The 16,236-nt window shown below is 66.6% G+C and carries 19 protein-coding genes; 5 read left to right on the top strand and 14 right to left on the bottom strand.

Annotated features, from left to right (window positions below; translation table 11 throughout):
* Both QQK43_RS15545 and QQK43_RS15540 read right to left on the bottom strand, forming a co-directional pair.
* Positions 1–945 carry a catechol 2,3-dioxygenase gene (locus QQK43_RS15545; RefSeq protein ID WP_234264684.1) on the bottom strand — a complete coding sequence of 315 codons (945 nt, stop codon included), beginning with the start codon at positions 943–945 and terminating at the stop codon, positions 1–3.
* Between the two features lie 21 nt (positions 946–966).
* Entirely contained in the window at positions 967–1,338 is a 372-nt protein-coding gene (locus tag QQK43_RS15540) for a 2Fe-2S iron-sulfur cluster binding domain-containing protein (protein ID WP_284308460.1), read from the bottom strand.
* A gap of 130 nt (positions 1,339–1,468) precedes the next feature.
* On the opposite strand from QQK43_RS15540, the gene QQK43_RS15535 reads away from it, so the two are divergent.
* On the top strand, positions 1,469–2,380 hold the full coding sequence (locus QQK43_RS15535; protein WP_234264686.1) for a LysR family transcriptional regulator: 912 nt from the start codon (positions 1,469–1,471) through the stop codon (positions 2,378–2,380).
* On the opposite strand, the gene QQK43_RS15530 is transcribed toward QQK43_RS15535, so the two are convergent.
* The 6 genes from QQK43_RS15530 to QQK43_RS15505 all read right to left on the bottom strand — a co-directional run bounded on the left by QQK43_RS15530 (position 2,367) and on the right by QQK43_RS15505 (position 7,051).
* A complete protein-coding gene (locus tag QQK43_RS15530) occupies positions 2,367–3,431 on the bottom strand; it encodes an NADH:ubiquinone reductase (Na(+)-transporting) subunit F (RefSeq protein ID WP_284308459.1) in 1,065 nt (354 codons plus the stop codon). The genes QQK43_RS15535 and QQK43_RS15530 overlap by 14 nt on opposite strands.
* Positions 3,432–3,438: 7 nt before the next feature.
* Entirely contained in the window at positions 3,439–3,795 is a 357-nt protein-coding gene (locus QQK43_RS15525) for a phenol hydroxylase subunit P4 (protein WP_234264688.1), read from the bottom strand.
* On the bottom strand, positions 3,792–5,336 hold the full coding sequence (locus QQK43_RS15520; RefSeq protein ID WP_284308458.1) for an aromatic/alkene/methane monooxygenase hydroxylase/oxygenase subunit alpha: 1,545 nt from the start codon (positions 5,334–5,336) through the stop codon (positions 3,792–3,794). Before QQK43_RS15520 ends, QQK43_RS15525 begins: the two co-directional genes overlap by 4 nt.
* Before the next feature lie 161 nt (positions 5,337–5,497).
* Positions 5,498–5,767: an MmoB/DmpM family protein gene (locus tag QQK43_RS15515; protein WP_234264690.1), complete on the bottom strand. Its 270-nt coding sequence runs from the start codon at positions 5,765–5,767 to the stop codon at positions 5,498–5,500.
* A 34-nt stretch (positions 5,768–5,801) separates the two neighbouring features.
* Complete coding sequence (locus QQK43_RS15510; protein ID WP_284308457.1) at positions 5,802–6,803, bottom strand: aromatic/alkene monooxygenase hydroxylase subunit beta; 1,002 nt, start codon at positions 6,801–6,803, stop codon at positions 5,802–5,804.
* A 41-nt stretch (positions 6,804–6,844) separates the two neighbouring features.
* A complete protein-coding gene (locus tag QQK43_RS15505) occupies positions 6,845–7,051 on the bottom strand; it encodes a phenol hydroxylase subunit (RefSeq protein WP_234264692.1) in 207 nt (68 codons plus the stop codon).
* A 341-nt stretch (positions 7,052–7,392) separates the two neighbouring features.
* Here QQK43_RS15505 and QQK43_RS15500 point away from each other — a divergent pair, with 341 nt between their 5' ends.
* Both QQK43_RS15500 and QQK43_RS15495 read left to right on the top strand, forming a co-directional pair.
* Positions 7,393–9,072, top strand: a complete 1,680-nt coding sequence (locus QQK43_RS15500; RefSeq protein WP_284308456.1) for a sigma-54-dependent Fis family transcriptional regulator — start codon at positions 7,393–7,395, stop codon at positions 9,070–9,072.
* Positions 9,069–9,818, top strand: a complete 750-nt coding sequence (locus tag QQK43_RS15495) for a GntR family transcriptional regulator (RefSeq protein WP_284308455.1) — start codon at positions 9,069–9,071, stop codon at positions 9,816–9,818. Before QQK43_RS15500 ends, QQK43_RS15495 begins: the two co-directional genes overlap by 4 nt.
* A 21-nt stretch (positions 9,819–9,839) precedes the next feature.
* Here QQK43_RS15495 and QQK43_RS15490 read toward each other — a convergent pair whose 3' ends face one another.
* From QQK43_RS15490 to QQK43_RS15480, 3 genes are read right to left on the bottom strand one after another with little or no spacing between them, the layout of a single operon-like run.
* The gene (locus tag QQK43_RS15490) at positions 9,840–10,457 is read right to left on the bottom strand and encodes a MarC family protein (RefSeq protein ID WP_234264695.1); all 618 of its coding nucleotides are present in this window, start codon (positions 10,455–10,457) and stop codon (positions 9,840–9,842) included.
* A gap of 51 nt (positions 10,458–10,508) precedes the next feature.
* Complete coding sequence (locus QQK43_RS15485) at positions 10,509–11,018, bottom strand: MaoC family dehydratase (RefSeq protein WP_234264696.1); 510 nt, start codon at positions 11,016–11,018, stop codon at positions 10,509–10,511.
* On the bottom strand, positions 11,018–11,776 hold the full coding sequence (locus tag QQK43_RS15480; protein ID WP_284308454.1) for an SDR family oxidoreductase: 759 nt from the start codon (positions 11,774–11,776) through the stop codon (positions 11,018–11,020). Before QQK43_RS15480 ends, QQK43_RS15485 begins: the two co-directional genes overlap by 1 nt.
* Positions 11,777–11,918: 142 nt before the next feature.
* Between QQK43_RS15480 and QQK43_RS15475 the strand changes: the two genes are divergently transcribed.
* The gene (locus QQK43_RS15475) at positions 11,919–12,602 is read left to right on the top strand and encodes a dienelactone hydrolase family protein (protein ID WP_284308453.1); all 684 of its coding nucleotides are present in this window, start codon (positions 11,919–11,921) and stop codon (positions 12,600–12,602) included.
* A 12-nt stretch (positions 12,603–12,614) separates the two neighbouring features.
* Here the strand turns inward: QQK43_RS15475 and QQK43_RS15470 are convergent, their stop codons facing one another.
* Positions 12,615–13,739: a magnesium transporter CorA family protein gene (locus QQK43_RS15470; protein ID WP_284308452.1), complete on the bottom strand. Its 1,125-nt coding sequence runs from the start codon at positions 13,737–13,739 to the stop codon at positions 12,615–12,617.
* A gap of 10 nt (positions 13,740–13,749) precedes the next feature.
* Entirely contained in the window at positions 13,750–14,751 is a 1,002-nt protein-coding gene (gene hemB, locus QQK43_RS15465; protein ID WP_284308451.1) for a porphobilinogen synthase, read from the bottom strand.
* A gap of 266 nt (positions 14,752–15,017) precedes the next feature.
* Between hemB and QQK43_RS15460 the strand changes: the two genes are divergently transcribed.
* The gene (locus QQK43_RS15460) at positions 15,018–16,133 is read left to right on the top strand and encodes a hypothetical protein (protein WP_234264701.1); all 1,116 of its coding nucleotides are present in this window, start codon (positions 15,018–15,020) and stop codon (positions 16,131–16,133) included.
* 1 nt (position 16,134) lies between these two features.
* On the opposite strand, the gene QQK43_RS15455 is transcribed toward QQK43_RS15460, so the two are convergent.
* Positions 16,135–16,236, bottom strand: a 102-nt coding sequence (locus tag QQK43_RS15455; RefSeq protein ID WP_284308486.1) for an integrase core domain-containing protein, incomplete at its 5' end; no start/stop codon positions are given.

The raw sequence follows: 16,236 nt of genomic DNA, 5'->3' as shown, positions 1-16,236 counted from the left end.
TCACGTGTACACCTCGGTGAAAGACGGCACCAGATCGCCCGTGTGATAGAAGATCCCGCTGCCCAGCTGGTCTTCGGTCCAGGTCGTCACCGGCCGGTCGCGCTGGGCCAGATAGCCCAGGCCGGCGAAGGTCTCGTTGCGGTTGCCGCTGGGATCGAAGAAGTAGATGGTTTCGCCGCGCGTGATGCCGTGGCGGGTGGGGGCCACGTCGATGCGCGTCTTGGTCTTGGCCATCACGTCGGCGGCCTTGAGAACGTCGTGCCACGAGTCCAGGAAGAAGGCGATGTGGTGCAGGCCGCTGCGCGGCCCACCGACGAAGGCGATGTCGTGCGGCGTGGTGGTGCGGGCCATCCAGGTCGCCGCCTGCATGTTGCCTTCGGGTCCGACCAGCACCTGCTCGGTCAGGAAGAAGTCCAGCGCCTCGGTCATGAAGCGGGTGTTGTCGGCCACGGTGTTGATGCCGGCCTCGGGATTCATCTCGCACATCAGCAGGCAGTGGTCCAGCCAGTGGGCGCCCGCGCCCTTGAGGCCGTCGGGCCAGGGGTCGGGATTGGTGCTGCCCACGTCGGTGCCGACAAACTCCTTGCTGGCATACAGGCGCATTTCGTGCCCGCTGGGCAGCTTGAACTGCAGCATGCGGCCGGTCGAGGGCAGGGTGCCTTCGTCGAGCATGGTGGTCTTCACGCCCCAGGCCTCGATCTTCTGCTGCAGCGCTTCAAGGTCGGCTTCCTTTTCGACCTTGTAGGCCAGGTGGTTCATGCCGGCCTGGTCCGACGGGGTCAGGATGACCGAGTACTTGTCCCATTCGTCCCAGCACTTGAGGTAGACGTTGCCCGCCTTGTCCTTCATGGTGGTCTTCATGCCCAGCACGTTCTCGTAGTGCCGGACGGCCGCGTCGATGTCCATCACTTTCAGGCTGGCGTGCCCGATGCGCATTACACCCATGTTGTGTCTCCTTGGGGTTGGTTACTGCTGTTGAGAGGAAGGGGCGGCGGTCGCAGATTCCGCCCGCCCTTTTGAAAACGGCTTGTTCAATTTGCCCGCCACTTCGAGTTGCACGGGGGTCTGGGGGGCCACCCGGCAGGCCAGGGTGTAGCCCCGGTCTTCTTCGTCCATCGTCACGTGGGCCCGGCTGATCGGGCCCAGGGCTTTGATCTCGCCGCCGAGGATGCGCACCTTGCAGACCCCGCAGCCGCCGTTGACGCAGCCCACCGGAATGCCCTTGCGGCCGAGCCGGACCATGCCCGTCAGCAGGCTTTCGTTGCCGGCACAGGGATAGGTCTCGTCCGTCTGGGCGACGTGCACGGCGAACTTGGGGCGGGAGTCGAAAAGGGACATGTCTCGTTCAGTTCTGGGTATTCGCAGCAGTCACCGCTGTCGAAGATAGGGAAGTTGTTTCATACCGTCCAATACCAAATATCGCCATGTCTATACTGATTGGGTATTGCAAGCCGGAGAGCGAGACCCCATGGACCTGAAAGACATGCGCCAGTTTCTGGCGGTGGCGGAAGAGCGCAACTTCACGCGGGCGGCCGAGCGGCTGCACATGGCGCAGCCGCCGCTGTCGCGCCAGATCAAGGCGCTGGAAGAAGAAATGGGGGCGCCGCTGTTTCTGCGCACGCCCGCAGGGGTGGAGCTGACCGAGGCCGGCCAGACCCTGCTGGACGAGGTGCCCAACCTGTTGCGCATGGCCCAGCGCGCCACCGAACGCACGCGCCGCGCCGCACAGGGGCTCACCGGCCAGCTCGATGTGGGGCTGTTCGGGTCCGGCGTGCTCGATGTGATCCCGCGCCTGCTGGCGCACTTTCACCAGCAGCGGCCGCAGGTGCGCATCGTGCTGCACAACCTGACCAAGGCCGAGCAGTTGCAGGCGCTGCGCGAGCGCCGCATCAGTGTCGGCTTCAACCGGCTGGTGCCCCCGGAGCCCGACCTGGCGGTCGAGACCGTGCTGCGCGAGCCCCTGGTGGTGGCCATGCTGGCGTCGCACCGGCTGGCCGGCCGCAAGGTCATCGGTGTGGCCGACCTCGATGGCGAGCCCATGATCCTCTACCCCAACGTGCCGCTGCACGGCCTGGCGCAGGAAGTGGCCGAGGCCTTCCGGCAGGAAGGGGCCGCGCTGGCGGTGGAACAGGAGGTGGAAGACGTGGTGACGGCGGTGGCCCTGGTGGCCAGCGGTTTCGGTCTGACCATCACCACGCGATCGGCCAGCAGCCTGCGCCTGCCGGGCGTGGTGTTCGTGCCGTTCAGAAGCCGCAGCCTCCGGGACCTGGAGCTCAGCTGCCTCTACCGGCGGGCGGACCCGTCGCCGGTGCTGCGCATGTTTCTGGAGGTGGTGCACGAGCATGCCCGTTTGGCCAGACAGGGGGTCAGACCCGTTTGAACAGCGGGCTGCGCGCGTTCTGCGCATCGGCGGCCGAGAGGAATTTCTCGGTGTAGATGTCGCGCTCGAACAGGCGCCCCTGCATCAGGGTGGCGATGCAGGCTTCGATCATGGCCGGCGGCCCGCACAGGTAGGCTTTCTGGCCGGCGAAGTTGCCGTTGAAATGCGCCTTGGCCGCTTCGTGCACGAAGCCGCGCGCACCGGACCAGTCGGCATCGCCCGCGGGCTCCGACAGCGCCGGCACGTAGTGGAAGTTCGGGTGCTGCTCGGCGAGCGCGCGAAATTCCGCGTCGTAGTACAGCTCGGCCTGCGTGCGCTGGCCGTAGATCAGCGTGATGGGCGTGGTGCAGCCAGCGGCCAGCAGCTCGCCGATCATCGAGCGCGGGCTCGACAATCCCGAGCCGCCGGCCATGAAGACCATGGGCAGGCTCGACGATTTGCGCACGAAGAAGCGCCCATAAGGCCCGGCCAGGCGCACGCGATCGCCCACCTGTGCCTGCTCGTGCAGCCAGGTGGTGCCCTGGCCGCCGGGCACGCGGCGCACGTTGAGTTCGATGCACTGCGTGGCGGCCACGTCGACCGGTGTGTTGGCGATGGAAAAGGCGCGGCTTTCGCCCAGGCCCGGGATCTCCAGCTGCACGTACTGGCCCGCCTGGAAGTGGATCACCTTGTCCAGCTTCAGATGAAAGGCCTTGATGGTGGGCGTGAGGTCCTCGATGCGTTCGATGGTGGCGGCGAAGTCGCGCACCGGGATCACCTCGGCATCGGGCTCGTCTTCGATGTCGGCTTCGATGGTGGTGTCGCAGCTCAGTGTGCAGCAGCAGGCCAGCGTCTTGCCTTCTTCGCGCTCCACCTCCATCAGCGCAAACGGGTTGGCCGCGCCGTGGTCCACCTCGCCCTCGCACACCTGCACCTTGCACGAGCCGCACAGGCCGTGGCCGCAGGCGTGCGGCAGGTAGATGCCCTGGCGCAGCGCCGCGTCCAGCACCGTCTGGCCTTCTTCGACCTCGATGGTCGCGCCCAGCGGCTCGATGGTCAGTTGGTAGCTCATGGAACGATCAGCTGAAACTGCCTTGGATGCCGGTCAGGCCCGGCGTGCGAAAGCGGATCACGTCCTTGTGCTGCAGACCGTTCTCGGCCAGCGACTTGGCCGGATCGGGCTGCCACGGCTGGCCGGATTTGCTCCACTCGGCCTTGCTCCAGTCGATCTGGGCGAAGTCGGGGTGGTAGCCGTAGATGCCCGGCAGCACGGCCGTGGCCAGCGCGCCAAAGGGCGTGTCGGGCGGCAGCGGCAGGCAAAAGGGCGCGCAAAACAGCAGGTGGTCTTCCCAGCCGATGTAGAGCAGGGGCGCGGGGAAGTTCTCGCGCACGTCCTTCATCGGGAAGTCGTAGTCGGTGAGGGCAACAACGCTCATTTCGCGGCTCCTTTCCAGGCGGCAAAGTTCTTCTGGTCTTCCGATCCTTCGAAATCGAAGTTGTCCCGGCCCACGTCCATCTCGTAGTAATCGAGCACCGCCAGCAGGGGGTCGAACCCTTCCTTCGTGGGGTCGGTGCCGGGCTTGAAGCAATGGCCTTGGTAGATCTGGTGCACCGGCAGCCAGCTCTGCACGTACTTCTCGGGTTCGTCGTCGAAGATGTGCTTGCAGTGGTCGGAGCAGAAGTGGTACTTGTTGCCGAAGTAGTCGCTCTCGCGGTAGCAGATCTTGGAAGGGTCACCTTCTTCGGTGAACAGCATCGGGATCTGGCAGGTGGTGCACAGCATCGGCAGCGTCTTGTTGTAGAAGCGGTTGCCGGCCTGCTGCTGCTCGCGCAGGAATTCCAGGCGCGGGCGGTAGTACTTGTCGAAGCTCTCGGGGTATTTCTCGGAGAGCCAGTCCATCTCTTCGGCGCTGGGTACCCAGGTGTGGAAGGGTGCGGCGGCGTTGTAGTTGTAGAAGGTGTTCCAGGCCTGGTGGCTGATGTGGTCCTTGCCTTCGCAGGCCTGCTTCCAGCCGGCGGGCTCGCGGATGCCGTAGCGCGCCAGGTCCTTGAACAGCGCGCCACCGTTCTGCTCGGCGTACATCTCCCAGGCTTCCTTCCAGCTCATCACGCGCTTGGGCAGCATGTAGTCCTGCATCATGGCCACGAGGGTGAGCAGGCGGTAGCCGCGCCAGAACCACTTGTCGATCCACTTCTGCACGATCGCCACGTTGCCCGGGTCCTGTTCCAGCAGGAACTTGATGCACTCGATGCCCAGCGTCATGTGGCGCGACTCGTCGCTCTGCGCCGAGAAGCCGAAGGTGACGGTGGACATGTCGCCGTTGTGCGCCGCGCCCGACATGAAGGGCACGAACAGCAGGTTGGTCAGTACGTATTCGAACGAGAAGCTCACCGCCACCAGGAACTCGAACGGACCGCCGGTGATGGCGTCTTCAAAGAACGACTTCGGCACCGAGAGGTACCACACGCGGTCGAACCAGTGGTTCGCGTGGTGCATGCCGTTGAAGTACTTGTTGTAGTGGCTGATGGCGTGCGTTTCGGTCTGGTAGTGGCGCAGCTCGTCGATGCTCTGCATCTGCGCGGCGACCCGCGCGCCTTCACCGGTGAACTGACGGCCCACGTGCGCGAAGCCGCGGTGCGCGTAGTACTCCAGCGGCGTCACACCCTGGATGAAGAGCTTGAGCGCGTTGATGTAGCGCGCGTCGCTCACGCCGAGCTGGCCGTTGTTCTGCGCGAACGCCTCGATCACCGCGTAGAGCTTCTTCTCCTTCTCGCCCTGGTACTTCCAGTAGGCGTCCATGGTCAGGCGGAAGGGGTCCTGCCACTGGTCCCAGTCGTGGATCTTGATGCCTTCGTACTTGTCGTACGGGAAGACCTTGTCCATCGGCTGGTAGGTGGTCTCCCAGCCCAGGCCGCGGGTCATGGCGGCGTAGCGCTCTTTCAGGCCGAGTTTTTTCTTGGTGACGCGGGTGTCCATATCGGTGTCTCCTAATCGTTTCAAAGTGCCAACACGGTGTGCACGGCTTCGGGCCAGGGCTCCCGTGGAACCGGCTTCGCCGGGCCACAGGGAGCGTCCCCCCTCCCAGCCGAAGGCGCCAGAGAGGGGGAAGCCGCGCAGCGGCGCAGGGGGGTGATCTCTCAATGCCTCCAGCTGAGCGTGAGCTGGTCGTCGTCTTCGTCGATGTGGCCCGAGAGGGTCACGAGGTTGACGTGCAGCTGCTGCAGGTCGTAGGGGCGGCCGGTTTGCGCTTCGATGGTTTCGCGGCGGATGGTGAGCTGGCCGGGGGCGTCGATCTTGATCAGGCCGGGCGAGTGCACGATCTGCGCGTCGGGGTTGTCGGCCACGATGGCTTCGACCACGGGTCGCGCTTCCTCGTTGGCCTGGAAGGCGATGAATACGTTGGACATGGCGGGGGTTCCTCGGGGTGGTCGTCGTTTCGGGTCAGGCGTTGAGGTCCAGCCCGGCCTTGGTGGCGCGGGCGTTCATGGCCTGGCGGGCTTCTTCCAGCGCGGCCTGGCCGCGCTCGCCCAGGGCCAGCTGCGCCACGGGTTCCAGCGCGGCCTGCGCACGTTCGCCCCAGGCCCGCACCCACTGCGAGAGGTGGCGGCGGTTGTCGTCCGACTCGGCGGCGGCGGTCTTGATCACGGCGTCGATCCAGCGCGCGGTCTCGTCGTGCCACTCGGGCATGAAGGCGGTGAGCATCGCCACGGCGGTGCCGCCTTGCAGGGCCACCTCGTCGTCCACGAAGCTGCCGTAGATCAGCGGGTAGAGCTGGCCGTCGAGCGCCAGGTTTTGCGCCACGAACAGCTCGAACGGGTCCTGCACGATGAAGCTGTCTTCCACGCAGCGGCGCAGCACCTGCCAGGTGGGGGCGTCGAGCCAGGCCTGCTTGGCTTCATCCAGCGCGTCGGGTTCGGCCAGGGTGAGGCCCAGGCGGGTGAGGTACTGGGCCACGCCCAGGTTGTCCATGGCGTGGAACATGGCCGGTGCGGTGAAGGCGGTGCCGTAGCCGTAGGCGCAGATGGATGCGTTGTTCATGTTCGCGCCCCAGGCCGCGTGGCGCAGCGGCAGCAGCACGCGCAGCACCTTTTCGCGCAGCGCATCGCTCATCAGCGAGGCCATGCCTTTGCTTTCCACAAAGGCGAAGTTGGATTCCATGGCGTCCTGCTGGCGCGCGCGGGTCATGGTCCAGGTGGCGTAGTAGAACTGGCGCGGGTCCTTGAGCACGTACCAGTCGGCCAGCCGGATGGCGCTGCGCGAGGCGTCGAACAGCTCGTGCTGCGGATCCCAGGTGGGCCGGTAGTGGAAGTTGGCCATGGTCTGTGCGCCCAGCGTGGCTTCCTGGTAGCGCGAGGCCACCTTGTCGCCGCCGATGTACTGCGCCACGTGCGCATAGGTGTTGCGCAGGGGAGTGATCTCGCGCGCCTGCAGGTCGATGTTCATCGTTGTGTGTCTCCGTGTGGTTGTGTGGGGGAAAAGGGCGCTCAGGCCTCGTCGAGCCGCTGGACCTGGTGGGCCTGGCAGAAGGTGTCGAAGGCCGCGGTGGGCAGCAGCAGTTCCACCGCCAGCTCGGGCCAGCCGATGGCGAACTCGAAACTCACCAGGCCACCGGGCAGGCGTTCGAGCACACGCACGAAGCGCAGCGAGGTGTCGACGGCGGGCAGGGTGGGGGTGAGGGTGTCTGTGGGCATGGCGGCAGATCCGGTTGGGCCGGGGTGTTTGCACGCGGTGTGCCAGTGGGGCCACAGACACCCCAAAAATCTCGATATTCGAGGGAATACCCTGAAGGTTTGCGGCCCATTCGGGCGGTTTCGCGGGCGCCCGGCGCAGAGATATCCACATTGCTGCAATGCAGCGTCTTCAAATGATCAAACGCTCCCGGGCCGGCTTTGATCATTTGATGAAGTGGGCTGCGGTGTGCCCGCGGGCCATGCTTGCGTGGCGAGGGGCTTGTCCTGAAAATATCGAGATTAGAGGGGCGTCAGCCCCCTGCCACCCCGGCATGCCCCGGGGGCTTCCGGAGACAACACGCTTGAACGATGCCCTGACCTATCCCAGCGACAGCGACCTGCGCCGCCTGTTGCATTTCGAAGCCGACAGCGGCGCCATCTGGCTGGGTGAGCGGCGCATGCTGCTGCTGCACACGGCGGCCTTGTCGGCGCTGCGCCAGGACCTGATCCGCTCGGTCGGCAAAGAGCATGCGCGGCGGCTGCTGACGCGCATGGGCTATGCCTGCGGACTGCACGACGCGGGCTTTGCGCGCCAGATTCGCGGCAGCCAGGGACTGGAAGACATGTTCATGGTCGGGCCGCAATTGCACATGCTCGAAGGCGCGGCGCGCGTGACGCCGGTGAACCTCAAGGCCGACATCGAAGCGGGCGAATTCGAGGGCCAGTTCCGCTGGGACGACTCCTGGGAGGCCCACGCCCACCGTATGACCTACGGCGTCGTCGACGAGCCGGCCTGCTGGACCCTGCTCGGTTACGCCAGCGGCTACACCAGTGCGTTCATGGGCCGGCTGATCCTGTTCAAGGAAATCCGCTGCGCAGCCTGTGGCGACGACCACTGCCTGATCGAGGGCAAGCCCATCGACGCCTGGCCCGATGGCGAGGCGCACCGCCATTACTTCGAGGACGACTCGCTGCTCGACACCATCGACGCGCTGAGCCAGCAGGTGGAGGCGCTGAAGACCTCGCTGGTACCCAGCGAGTCGGGCGGCATGCTGATCGGGCAGTCGGCGGCGTTTCGCGGCGCGCACGACCTGATGCAGCGCGCGGCAGGCACCCAGGTCACGGTGCTGCTGACCGGCGAGACCGGGGTGGGCAAGGAGCGTTTTGCGCGCGCGCTGCACGCGCATTCGGAGCGCGCGTCCGGGCCGTTCGTGGCGGTGAACTGTGCCGCTTTGCCCGCCGAGCTGATCGAGGCCGAGCTGTTCGGTGTCGAGAAGGGCGCCTTCACCGGTGCGCACAACGCCCGTGCCGGGCGCTTCGAGCGGGCCGATGGCGGCACCCTGTTCCTCGACGAAGTGGGTGACCTGCCGCTGCCCGCGCAGGCCAAGCTGCTGCGCGTGCTGCAGGACGGTGAGATCGAGCGCCTGGGCGGCGAAACGGGCCGCCGGGTCAATGTGCGGCTGGTGGCCGCCACCAACGTCGATCTGCAGGGGGCCGTGGAGCGGGGGCTGTTCCGGCGTGACCTGCTGTACCGCCTGAACGTCTACCCGATCTGCATCCCGCCGCTGCGCGAACGCGCGGGGGACATCGAGGCCCTGGCGCGCCACCTGCTGTCGCGCTTCACGGCGCTGCACCACAAACGCGTGGCCGGGTTCGGTGACCGCGCACTGCAGGCTCTGCTGCACCACGACTGGCCGGGCAACGTGCGCGAACTGGAGAACCTGATCGAGCGCGGCGTGATCCTGGCGCCACAGGGCGGCTTCGTCGAAGTCGAGCACCTGTTTCCGAACCAGCCCGCGCCCTCGCACGACGGGCTCGACCCGCGCGGTCGTCTGGCGCGGCGCAGCACGGACGAAGAGCAAGCCCTGTGCGCACGCATTCTGGAGAGCGGTACACCGATCGGTGAACTGGAAACGATGGTGCTGAACCTCGCGGTCGAGCGCAGCGGGGGCAATCTGTCGGGCGCGGCGCGGCTGCTCGGCATCACCCGCGCCCAACTGGCCTACCGGCTCAAGCGCCACCCCCTGCAGGAGGATGCATGAGCGCTGTCGTCGCCTTGGCCGAACATGCCGCCCCGGGCCCCGATGCCGAGGCACCCCGCACGCTGGTCGAACGGGCTTACCGGGCCCTGCGCCAGGACATCATCCGGGGGCACCTGCGCCCGGGCGAGCGGCTGCGGGTCGAGCACCTCAAGGACGTCTACGGGGTGGGCGCCGGCACCTTGCGCGAGGCACTGGCCCTGCTGCTGTCGGACGCGCTGGTGACGGCCGAAGGACAGCGCGGCTACCGCGTCAGCCCGATTTCGCTCAACGATCTGCGCGATCTCACCGACACGCGCGTGATGCTCGAAACCGAGGCCTTGCGCCAGAGCATCCGACGCGGTGACGCGGCCTGGGAGCAGCGCCTGGCGGCCGCATTCGATGCCCTCAGTCACGCCGAACGCGCCGGCCGCGACATGGACCCGGTGCTGTGGGAAGGGTTCAACAAGCGCTTTCACGAGGTGCTGATCTCGGCCCACGATTCCGAGTGGACCCACCACCTGTTGGGCGTGCTTTACCGGCACGGCGAGCGCTACCGCCAGGTGGCGATCCGCATGGGCGCAGCCCGTTTCTTCGAGCGCGACGTGCATGCCGAGCACGAGGCGATCTACAAGGCTGCGCTGGCGCGCCAGGAGGCGCGTGCCGCGCTGGCGCTGGAGGCCCACATCCGCTTGACCTGCGACGTGCTGACCCGCCACGCGGCGGAAAACAGCGGCCCGTCGGCCCTGACCGGCCAAGCCCAAAGTTGACGGAGGGGGCCGTGCGGCGCTTCAGCTCAGCGCCGGGAACAGCTTGACCAGGCCGTCGGCCATCACTTCCACCGCCAGGGCCGCCAGGATCAGCCCCATCAGCCGTGTCATGACGTTGATGCCCGTCTGACCCAGCGCGCGCGAGATCGGGCGCGCCAGCGCAAAACACAGCGCGGTGGCCAGGGCGACCACCACGCCATAACCCACCAGCGCCGCGTGCTGCAGCAGCGTCTTGGCCTGGTCGGCGTGGATCACCACCGTGGACATGGTGGCGGGCCCGGTCAGCAGCGGAATGGTCAGCGGCACCACGGCGATGGAGTCGCGTGCCGCCGCGTCCTCCACCTCGCGCTGGGTGGTCTTGGCCTCGGCCGGCTGCGCGTTCAGCATGGACAGCGCGGAAGTCAGCAGCAGCATGCCGCCCCCGACCTGGAAGCTGGCCAGGGAAATGCCGAAGAACGCCAGCACCTGCAGACCGACGAGCGCGCAGGTGGCGATCACCGCAAACGCGCTGAACGAGGAAATCAGGATCGTGCGCCGCCGCTGCGCGGCACTGAAACCCTGCGTGTAATGAATGAAAAAAGGCACGATCGCCAGCGGGTTGACGATGGCCAGCAGGGTGATCAGTGGCTTGAAGTCCATGCCGCTATTGTGCGGTCGCAGGGCCCCCGCGTGCGCGGGAACAGCGGAAGTTCATGCGCGCGGCGCAACGTCGGCTGGCGGGGCCACGGTCCGCCGGCGGAACATGCCGTAGCCGTCCATGTGCAGCACCTTGTCGCCATGCTGGTTGAACATCTCCCAGAGCGTGCGCACCAGGCCGACGTCGGGGCGCTTGCTCATGGGCCGCTTTTCGGTGATGGTCGATTGCAGGCGCAGCACATCGCCGGGGTAGACCGGCTTGGTCCACTTCAGGCTCTCCAGGCCGGGCGAGCCCAGGCTGGACGACTCGTGCAGGAAGTTCGTCACCATCAGCCGCATGGCCATGGCGCAGGTGTGCCAGCCGCTGGCGCTGAGTGCCCCGAATACCGAAGCCTTGCCGCCCTCTTCGCTCAGGTGGAAGGGCTGGGGGTCGAACTGGCTGGCGAAGGCGATGATCTCTTCGCGCGTGGGCGAGAGGCTGCCCAGGTCGCGGGTCTGGCCCACTTCGAGGTCTTCCCACCAGAGCTTGATGTGGGGGCTTTGTTCGGGCGTGGTAGCGGTCATCAGCGTCCTCCGGAAACGTCGAGCAGACTCATGGTGGTGTAACTGGCGGCTGGTGACAGCAGCCAGAGAATGGCTTCGGCGACCTCTTCGGCGGTGCCGCCGCGCTGCATGGGCACCTGGTGCTTGAGGTCGTTCACGCGGTGGGGCAGGCCGCCCGAGGCGTGGATGCCGGTTTCGATCAGGCCGGGGCGCACCGCATTGACGCGGATGCCTTCGGCCGCCACTTCGCGCGCCAGGCCGAGGGTGAAGGTGTCGATGGCACCTTTGGCCGCGGCGTAGTCCACGTACTGGCCGGCCGAGCCCAGGCGCGAGGCCGCGCTGGAGAGGTTGACGATGGCCCCACCCTCGCCGCCGTGGCGCGTGCTCATGCGGCGCACCGCTTCGCGGGCGCACAGCATGCTGCCGATCACGTTGATGTCGAACATGCGACGCCAGCGCGCCACGCTCATCTCGTCGACCCGTGCGCTCACGTCGACCACGCCGGCGTTGTTGACCAGACCGGTCAGGCGCCCGAGCTTGGCGTCCACCTTGTCGAACATGCGCAGCACCTGCGCCTCGTCGGCCACGTCGGCCTGCACCGTGATGGCGTTGCCGCCCTCGGCGCGGATGGCACGCACCACCTCGTCGGCGGCCAGCGAGTTGGCGGTGTAGTTGACCGCCACCGCCCAGCCCCGTTGTGCGGCCAGGCGGGCGGTGGCCGCACCGATGCCCCGGCTGCCGCCGGTGACCAGCAGCACATGACCCTGCATCTTGTCCATGAAGGCACTCCTGCAAATAATCGGTGGCTGGCCAACGGGCCCACCGTCGTTGCTGCCGACCTTAACCGAAGCCGCTCGGGCGTGTACGTCGCCGACCGGACGAGGTCGGCCCCCCGTTTTTTTGTTTGAACCAGGAGACCTCATGGGTGCTTTCATCGATCTGACCGCCGCCGACGGCTTTACCTTCCCGGCCTACACCGCTGCCCCTTCAGGCACGCCCAAAGGCGGTCTGGTCGTGCTGCAGGAAATCTTCGGGGTCAACAGCCACATCCGTTCGGTGGCCGACGGTTACGCTGCCGAGGGCTATTTCGTCGTCGCGCCGTCCACCTTCCACCGCGTCCAGGCCGGCGTCGAACTCGGTTACGCCGAGGCCGACATGAAGGCCGGCTTCGAGCTCAAGACGGCGGTCGAGTCCTTGCCCGCGCCGGGCGTGCTGGCCGATATCCAGGCCGCCATCGCCCACGCGGCTTCGGCCGGCAAGGTGGGCGTGCTGGGTTACTGCTGGGGCGGCCTGCTCACCTGGCGTTCGGCCTGCCTGCTGCCGGGGCTGTCGGCGGCGGTGCCGTTCTATGGCGGGGGCATGACCACCGAAGCCGAGGCGGCCCGCGTGCCGCAGGTGCCCGTGATGGCGCACTTTGGTGACCAGGACCACTGGATCCCGCTCGACACCGTGCAGGCGTTCCAGCGCGCGCAGCCGGGTGTTGAGGTACACGTCTACGCGGCCAACCACGGCTTCAACTGCGACCAGCGGGGCTCCTACGACGCCCCGGCGGCGAAGCTGGCGCGCGAGCGCACGCTGGCGTTCCTGGCCCGTCACCTGGGCTGAGGCCCGGCGGGTCTAGCGGCTGGCGTTGCGCACCAGATAACGCTTGCGCCAGAACAGGCCGGTGAGCACCGTGGCGATCAGGCCCATGGTGCCCATCGCCCACCAGAAGCCGTCCCTGGCGTGCAGCCACGGGATGAATTCGAAGTTCATGCCGAAGATGCCGGCGATCAGGTTCAGCGGCAGGAAGATGGCGGTCAGTACCGTCAGCACCCGCATGATGTCGTTGGTGCGGTTGCTCTGGGCCGAAAAGTGCATCTGCACCGCCGTCTCGGCGTTCTGCTCCAGGCGGCGCACGTGGTGCACCACCCGCTCGATGTGCTCCAGCACGTCACGGCTGCGCACCTTGAGCAGTTCCAGCCCGCGCTGGCCGCCAAAGTGGTCGCTCTGGCCTTCGATCACGTCCCAGTTGGCCAGGGCCTCGATCCAGTCCTGGATGGCCGCTCGCTGGTCTTCGCAGATTTCGTCCAGCTGGTGCAGGGAGATGCGTGCGTCCAGCAGCGATCCCCAGTTGGTGAAACGGGCGCTGGGGCTGAGCAGCTCGCTTTGCCAGTGGTCGAGCTGGCGCGTGAGTTCGCGGCGCAGGTCCAGATAGCCGTCCACCATCTGGTTGACGATGCGCAGCATCAGGTCGGCCGGCCCGACGGGCATCTGCACGCCGGCGGCGCGCGAGGCGGCGCTGGCGGCGGCCAGCAGGCGGGTGGCGTAATGCTCCAGCACCGTGCAGCCGGCCGGGTGCACCGTCAGCAGCACGCGGTCGAAGACCGCGAAGCCCACGGGGCTGGTGTCGATGCGCCGCAGCACAGGCGGGCCGCTGCGCCGGGTCGGCTGGGTCAGCGGCTGGCCCGGGTGTGCGAGGTCGGTTTCGCTGTGGCCGGCGGCCAGGCGGCGGAACACCAGGATGTCGTACTGCGAGGTGTAGTCGAAGTGCGAAGGCAACTGGTTGTTGAGCAGGTCGGAGACGTGCAGATCCACCAGGGTCACGCCGCCCAAGACCTGCAGCGTGGTTTGTACGTGCGCCTGCTCCAGCTCGAATTCACGCCGGCCGCAGGCAATCCACACATAGCCGCGCTCCGGCAGCCGTTCGGGCAGGGCGCCGGTTTCCGTGACGGATCCCGGCTGGATGCTGAAGACCCGCATGGTGGAGACTTCAGCCGCGCAGCAGCCGGGCGGCGTCGCGGGCGAAGTAGGTCAGGATCCCGTCCGCGCCGGCCCGCTTGAAAGCGAGCAGGCTTTCCATCATCACCGCGTCGTGGTCCAGCCAGCCGTTTTGGGCCGCGGCCTTGAGCATGGCGTATTCGCCGCTGACCTGGTAGACGAAGGTCGGCATGTGGAAGTCGTCTTTCACACGGCGCACGATGTCCAGGTACGGCATGCCGGGTTTGACCATGACGGTGTCCGCGCCTTCGGCGATGTCCAGCGCGACCTCGCGCAGCGCTTCGTCGCTGTTGCCGGGGTCCATCTGATAGACCTTTTTGTCGGCCTTGCCCAGGTTGGCGGCCGAGCCGACCGCGTCGCGGAACGGGCCGTAGAACGCACTGGCGTACTTGGCGCTGTAGGCCATGATGCGCGTGTGCACCAGGCCGGCGGCTTCCAGTGCCTGTCGGATCGCGCCGATGCGGCCGTCCATCATGTCGCTCGGGGCCACCATGTCCACACCTGCTCCGGCCTGAGTGAGCGCCTGCTTCACCAGGATGGCCACGGTGGCGTCGTTGACGATGTAGTGGTTCTCGTCCAGCACGCCGTCCTGGCCGTGGCTGGTGTACGGGTCCAGGGCCACGTCGGTCATGATGCCCAGCCCGGGAACGTGCTGCTTGAGGGCGCGCACGACCCGCGGGATCAGGCCTTCCGGGTTGGCTGCTTCAGCGCCATCGGGTGTTTTGAGCGACGGATCGATCACCGGGAACAGCGCCATGTAGGGAATGCCCAGCGCCACACACTCCTCGGCCACCGGCAGCAGCAGGTCCAGGCTCAGGCGTTCCACGCCAGGCATGGACGCGACGGCTTCGCGCCGCTGATGGCCGTCCAGCACGAAGACGGGGTAGATGAAATCCGCAGGGCTGAGGCGGTGTTCGCGGACCAGGTCGCGGGTGAAGGCGTCACGGCGCAGCCGGCGCGGGCGGGAAAGGGGGTAGGGGGCGGGGATCTGCATGGCCCGATTGTGGCAAATGGGCCGCAGTCGCGCCCGTTTTGGGCTGTGATCGGGTAATCTTCGCCTTAAAACTATCGTTGTCAGACGGTGTACCGGGTGTTTCCATTTGTTGATAACCAGAGTGAGTTGTGTTGAACTCGGGTTCTCAGAATGCCGGCCATGTCTGGGTGAGCGCGCACCGGAGGAGTTCTCGGTGCGCGTCTTCGCGTGCCGACGGCCGGGCCGGCCACTGACCATTTTTCTTTTCCTCCAGGGTTGCCCTCATCATGTCCACGTCCAACAAGAACAGCACCGGCAGTTCCGCCGCCGCCGGCAACGCCAAGGAATCCTGGTCCCTGGATGAGCACTGGCCGCAGTTGCTGGCCAGCCTGGCCAACCAGCTGACCGAGAGTGTCAGTGCCCTGCAGCACCAAGCCGATCTGCTGCTGGCGAAGGAGCGCATTTCCAAACTGGAACACCGCGTTCTGTCGGTGCCGGCCGAGCGCGTGAAGCAGGCGGGCATCACCGCCCAGCAGATCGTCCGTTTCTACAGTGGTCGCATTCGCCAGTCGCACGAGAAGGTGGACATGGCGCAACTGGTCGAAGGGGTGTTGCAGGAGCGCAAGCAGGAGCTGTCGATTCTGGGTATCGCCCTGCGGCGCAAGCTCAAGCCGCTGGAGGTTCTGATCGATCCGACGGTGGCGCACACCTTTGTGAACGCCGTGCTCGACTGGGGGCTGCCTTTCGGCAGCCGGGTCGACGTGCGGCTGGATCTCAACCAGTGGCCCCAACACACGCGCCTGCTGATGCGCGTGTCCAACGACGGTGTGCCGCCGTCCAGTGCCGCGTCGCCCGACAACTCCAGCTGGATGCTGATCCAGCAGATTGCCGCGGCCGCTGGGGGTATCGAAGTCGAACGCGAGATGAACGAAGAGGGCGTGACCTTTACCGCCCTGTTTGCCCGCACGGTCCAGGCCGTGGACGGTATCTCGGCCGTGGATCTGTCTGACGAACAGTCGTCGATGTTCAAGTCGCTGGCGGGCACCTACGTGCTGACCATTTCGCCCAGCCTCCAGATTCGCGCAGACGTGCGCGATGCGTTGCGGGAAATCGGCATTTCTTCGGACAGCGTGGTCGATTTCCGGCAGGCGCGCGACGCGGTCAAGGCCCGCATGCCGAACCTGATCGTGGTCGATTCCGAATTGAAGGACGAGGAGTTCGATGCGTTCCAGCGCGATGTGCTGCGCGAGGTGTTTGAGTTGCCCTTCGTGGAAATCTCCCCCGACGACAGCTCGTTCGACATGTCCGGCTTCGGCGAGTTTTCCATGGCCAAGGTGGGGCGCGGCAACATTCGCGAGGCCCTGGGTACGGCGGTGATGTTCGAACTCGCGAAGATGATGTGAGCTAACTGTTGAGTTGCAATAGGTTGTTCCCGGAGAGCCGGGATGCTGGAGGCTTGTAGCCCAGTGCCGAGTGAGGCCTGCGGGCGTTGTAGTAGGCCAGGAA

This window comes from Hydrogenophaga electricum (assembly GCF_030160815.1).
Lineage (GTDB): Bacteria > Pseudomonadota > Gammaproteobacteria > Burkholderiales > Burkholderiaceae_C > Hydrogenophaga > Hydrogenophaga electricum.
Note: the sequence above shows the minus strand (reverse complement) of the source record. Positions and strands in the feature narration are given on the sequence as shown.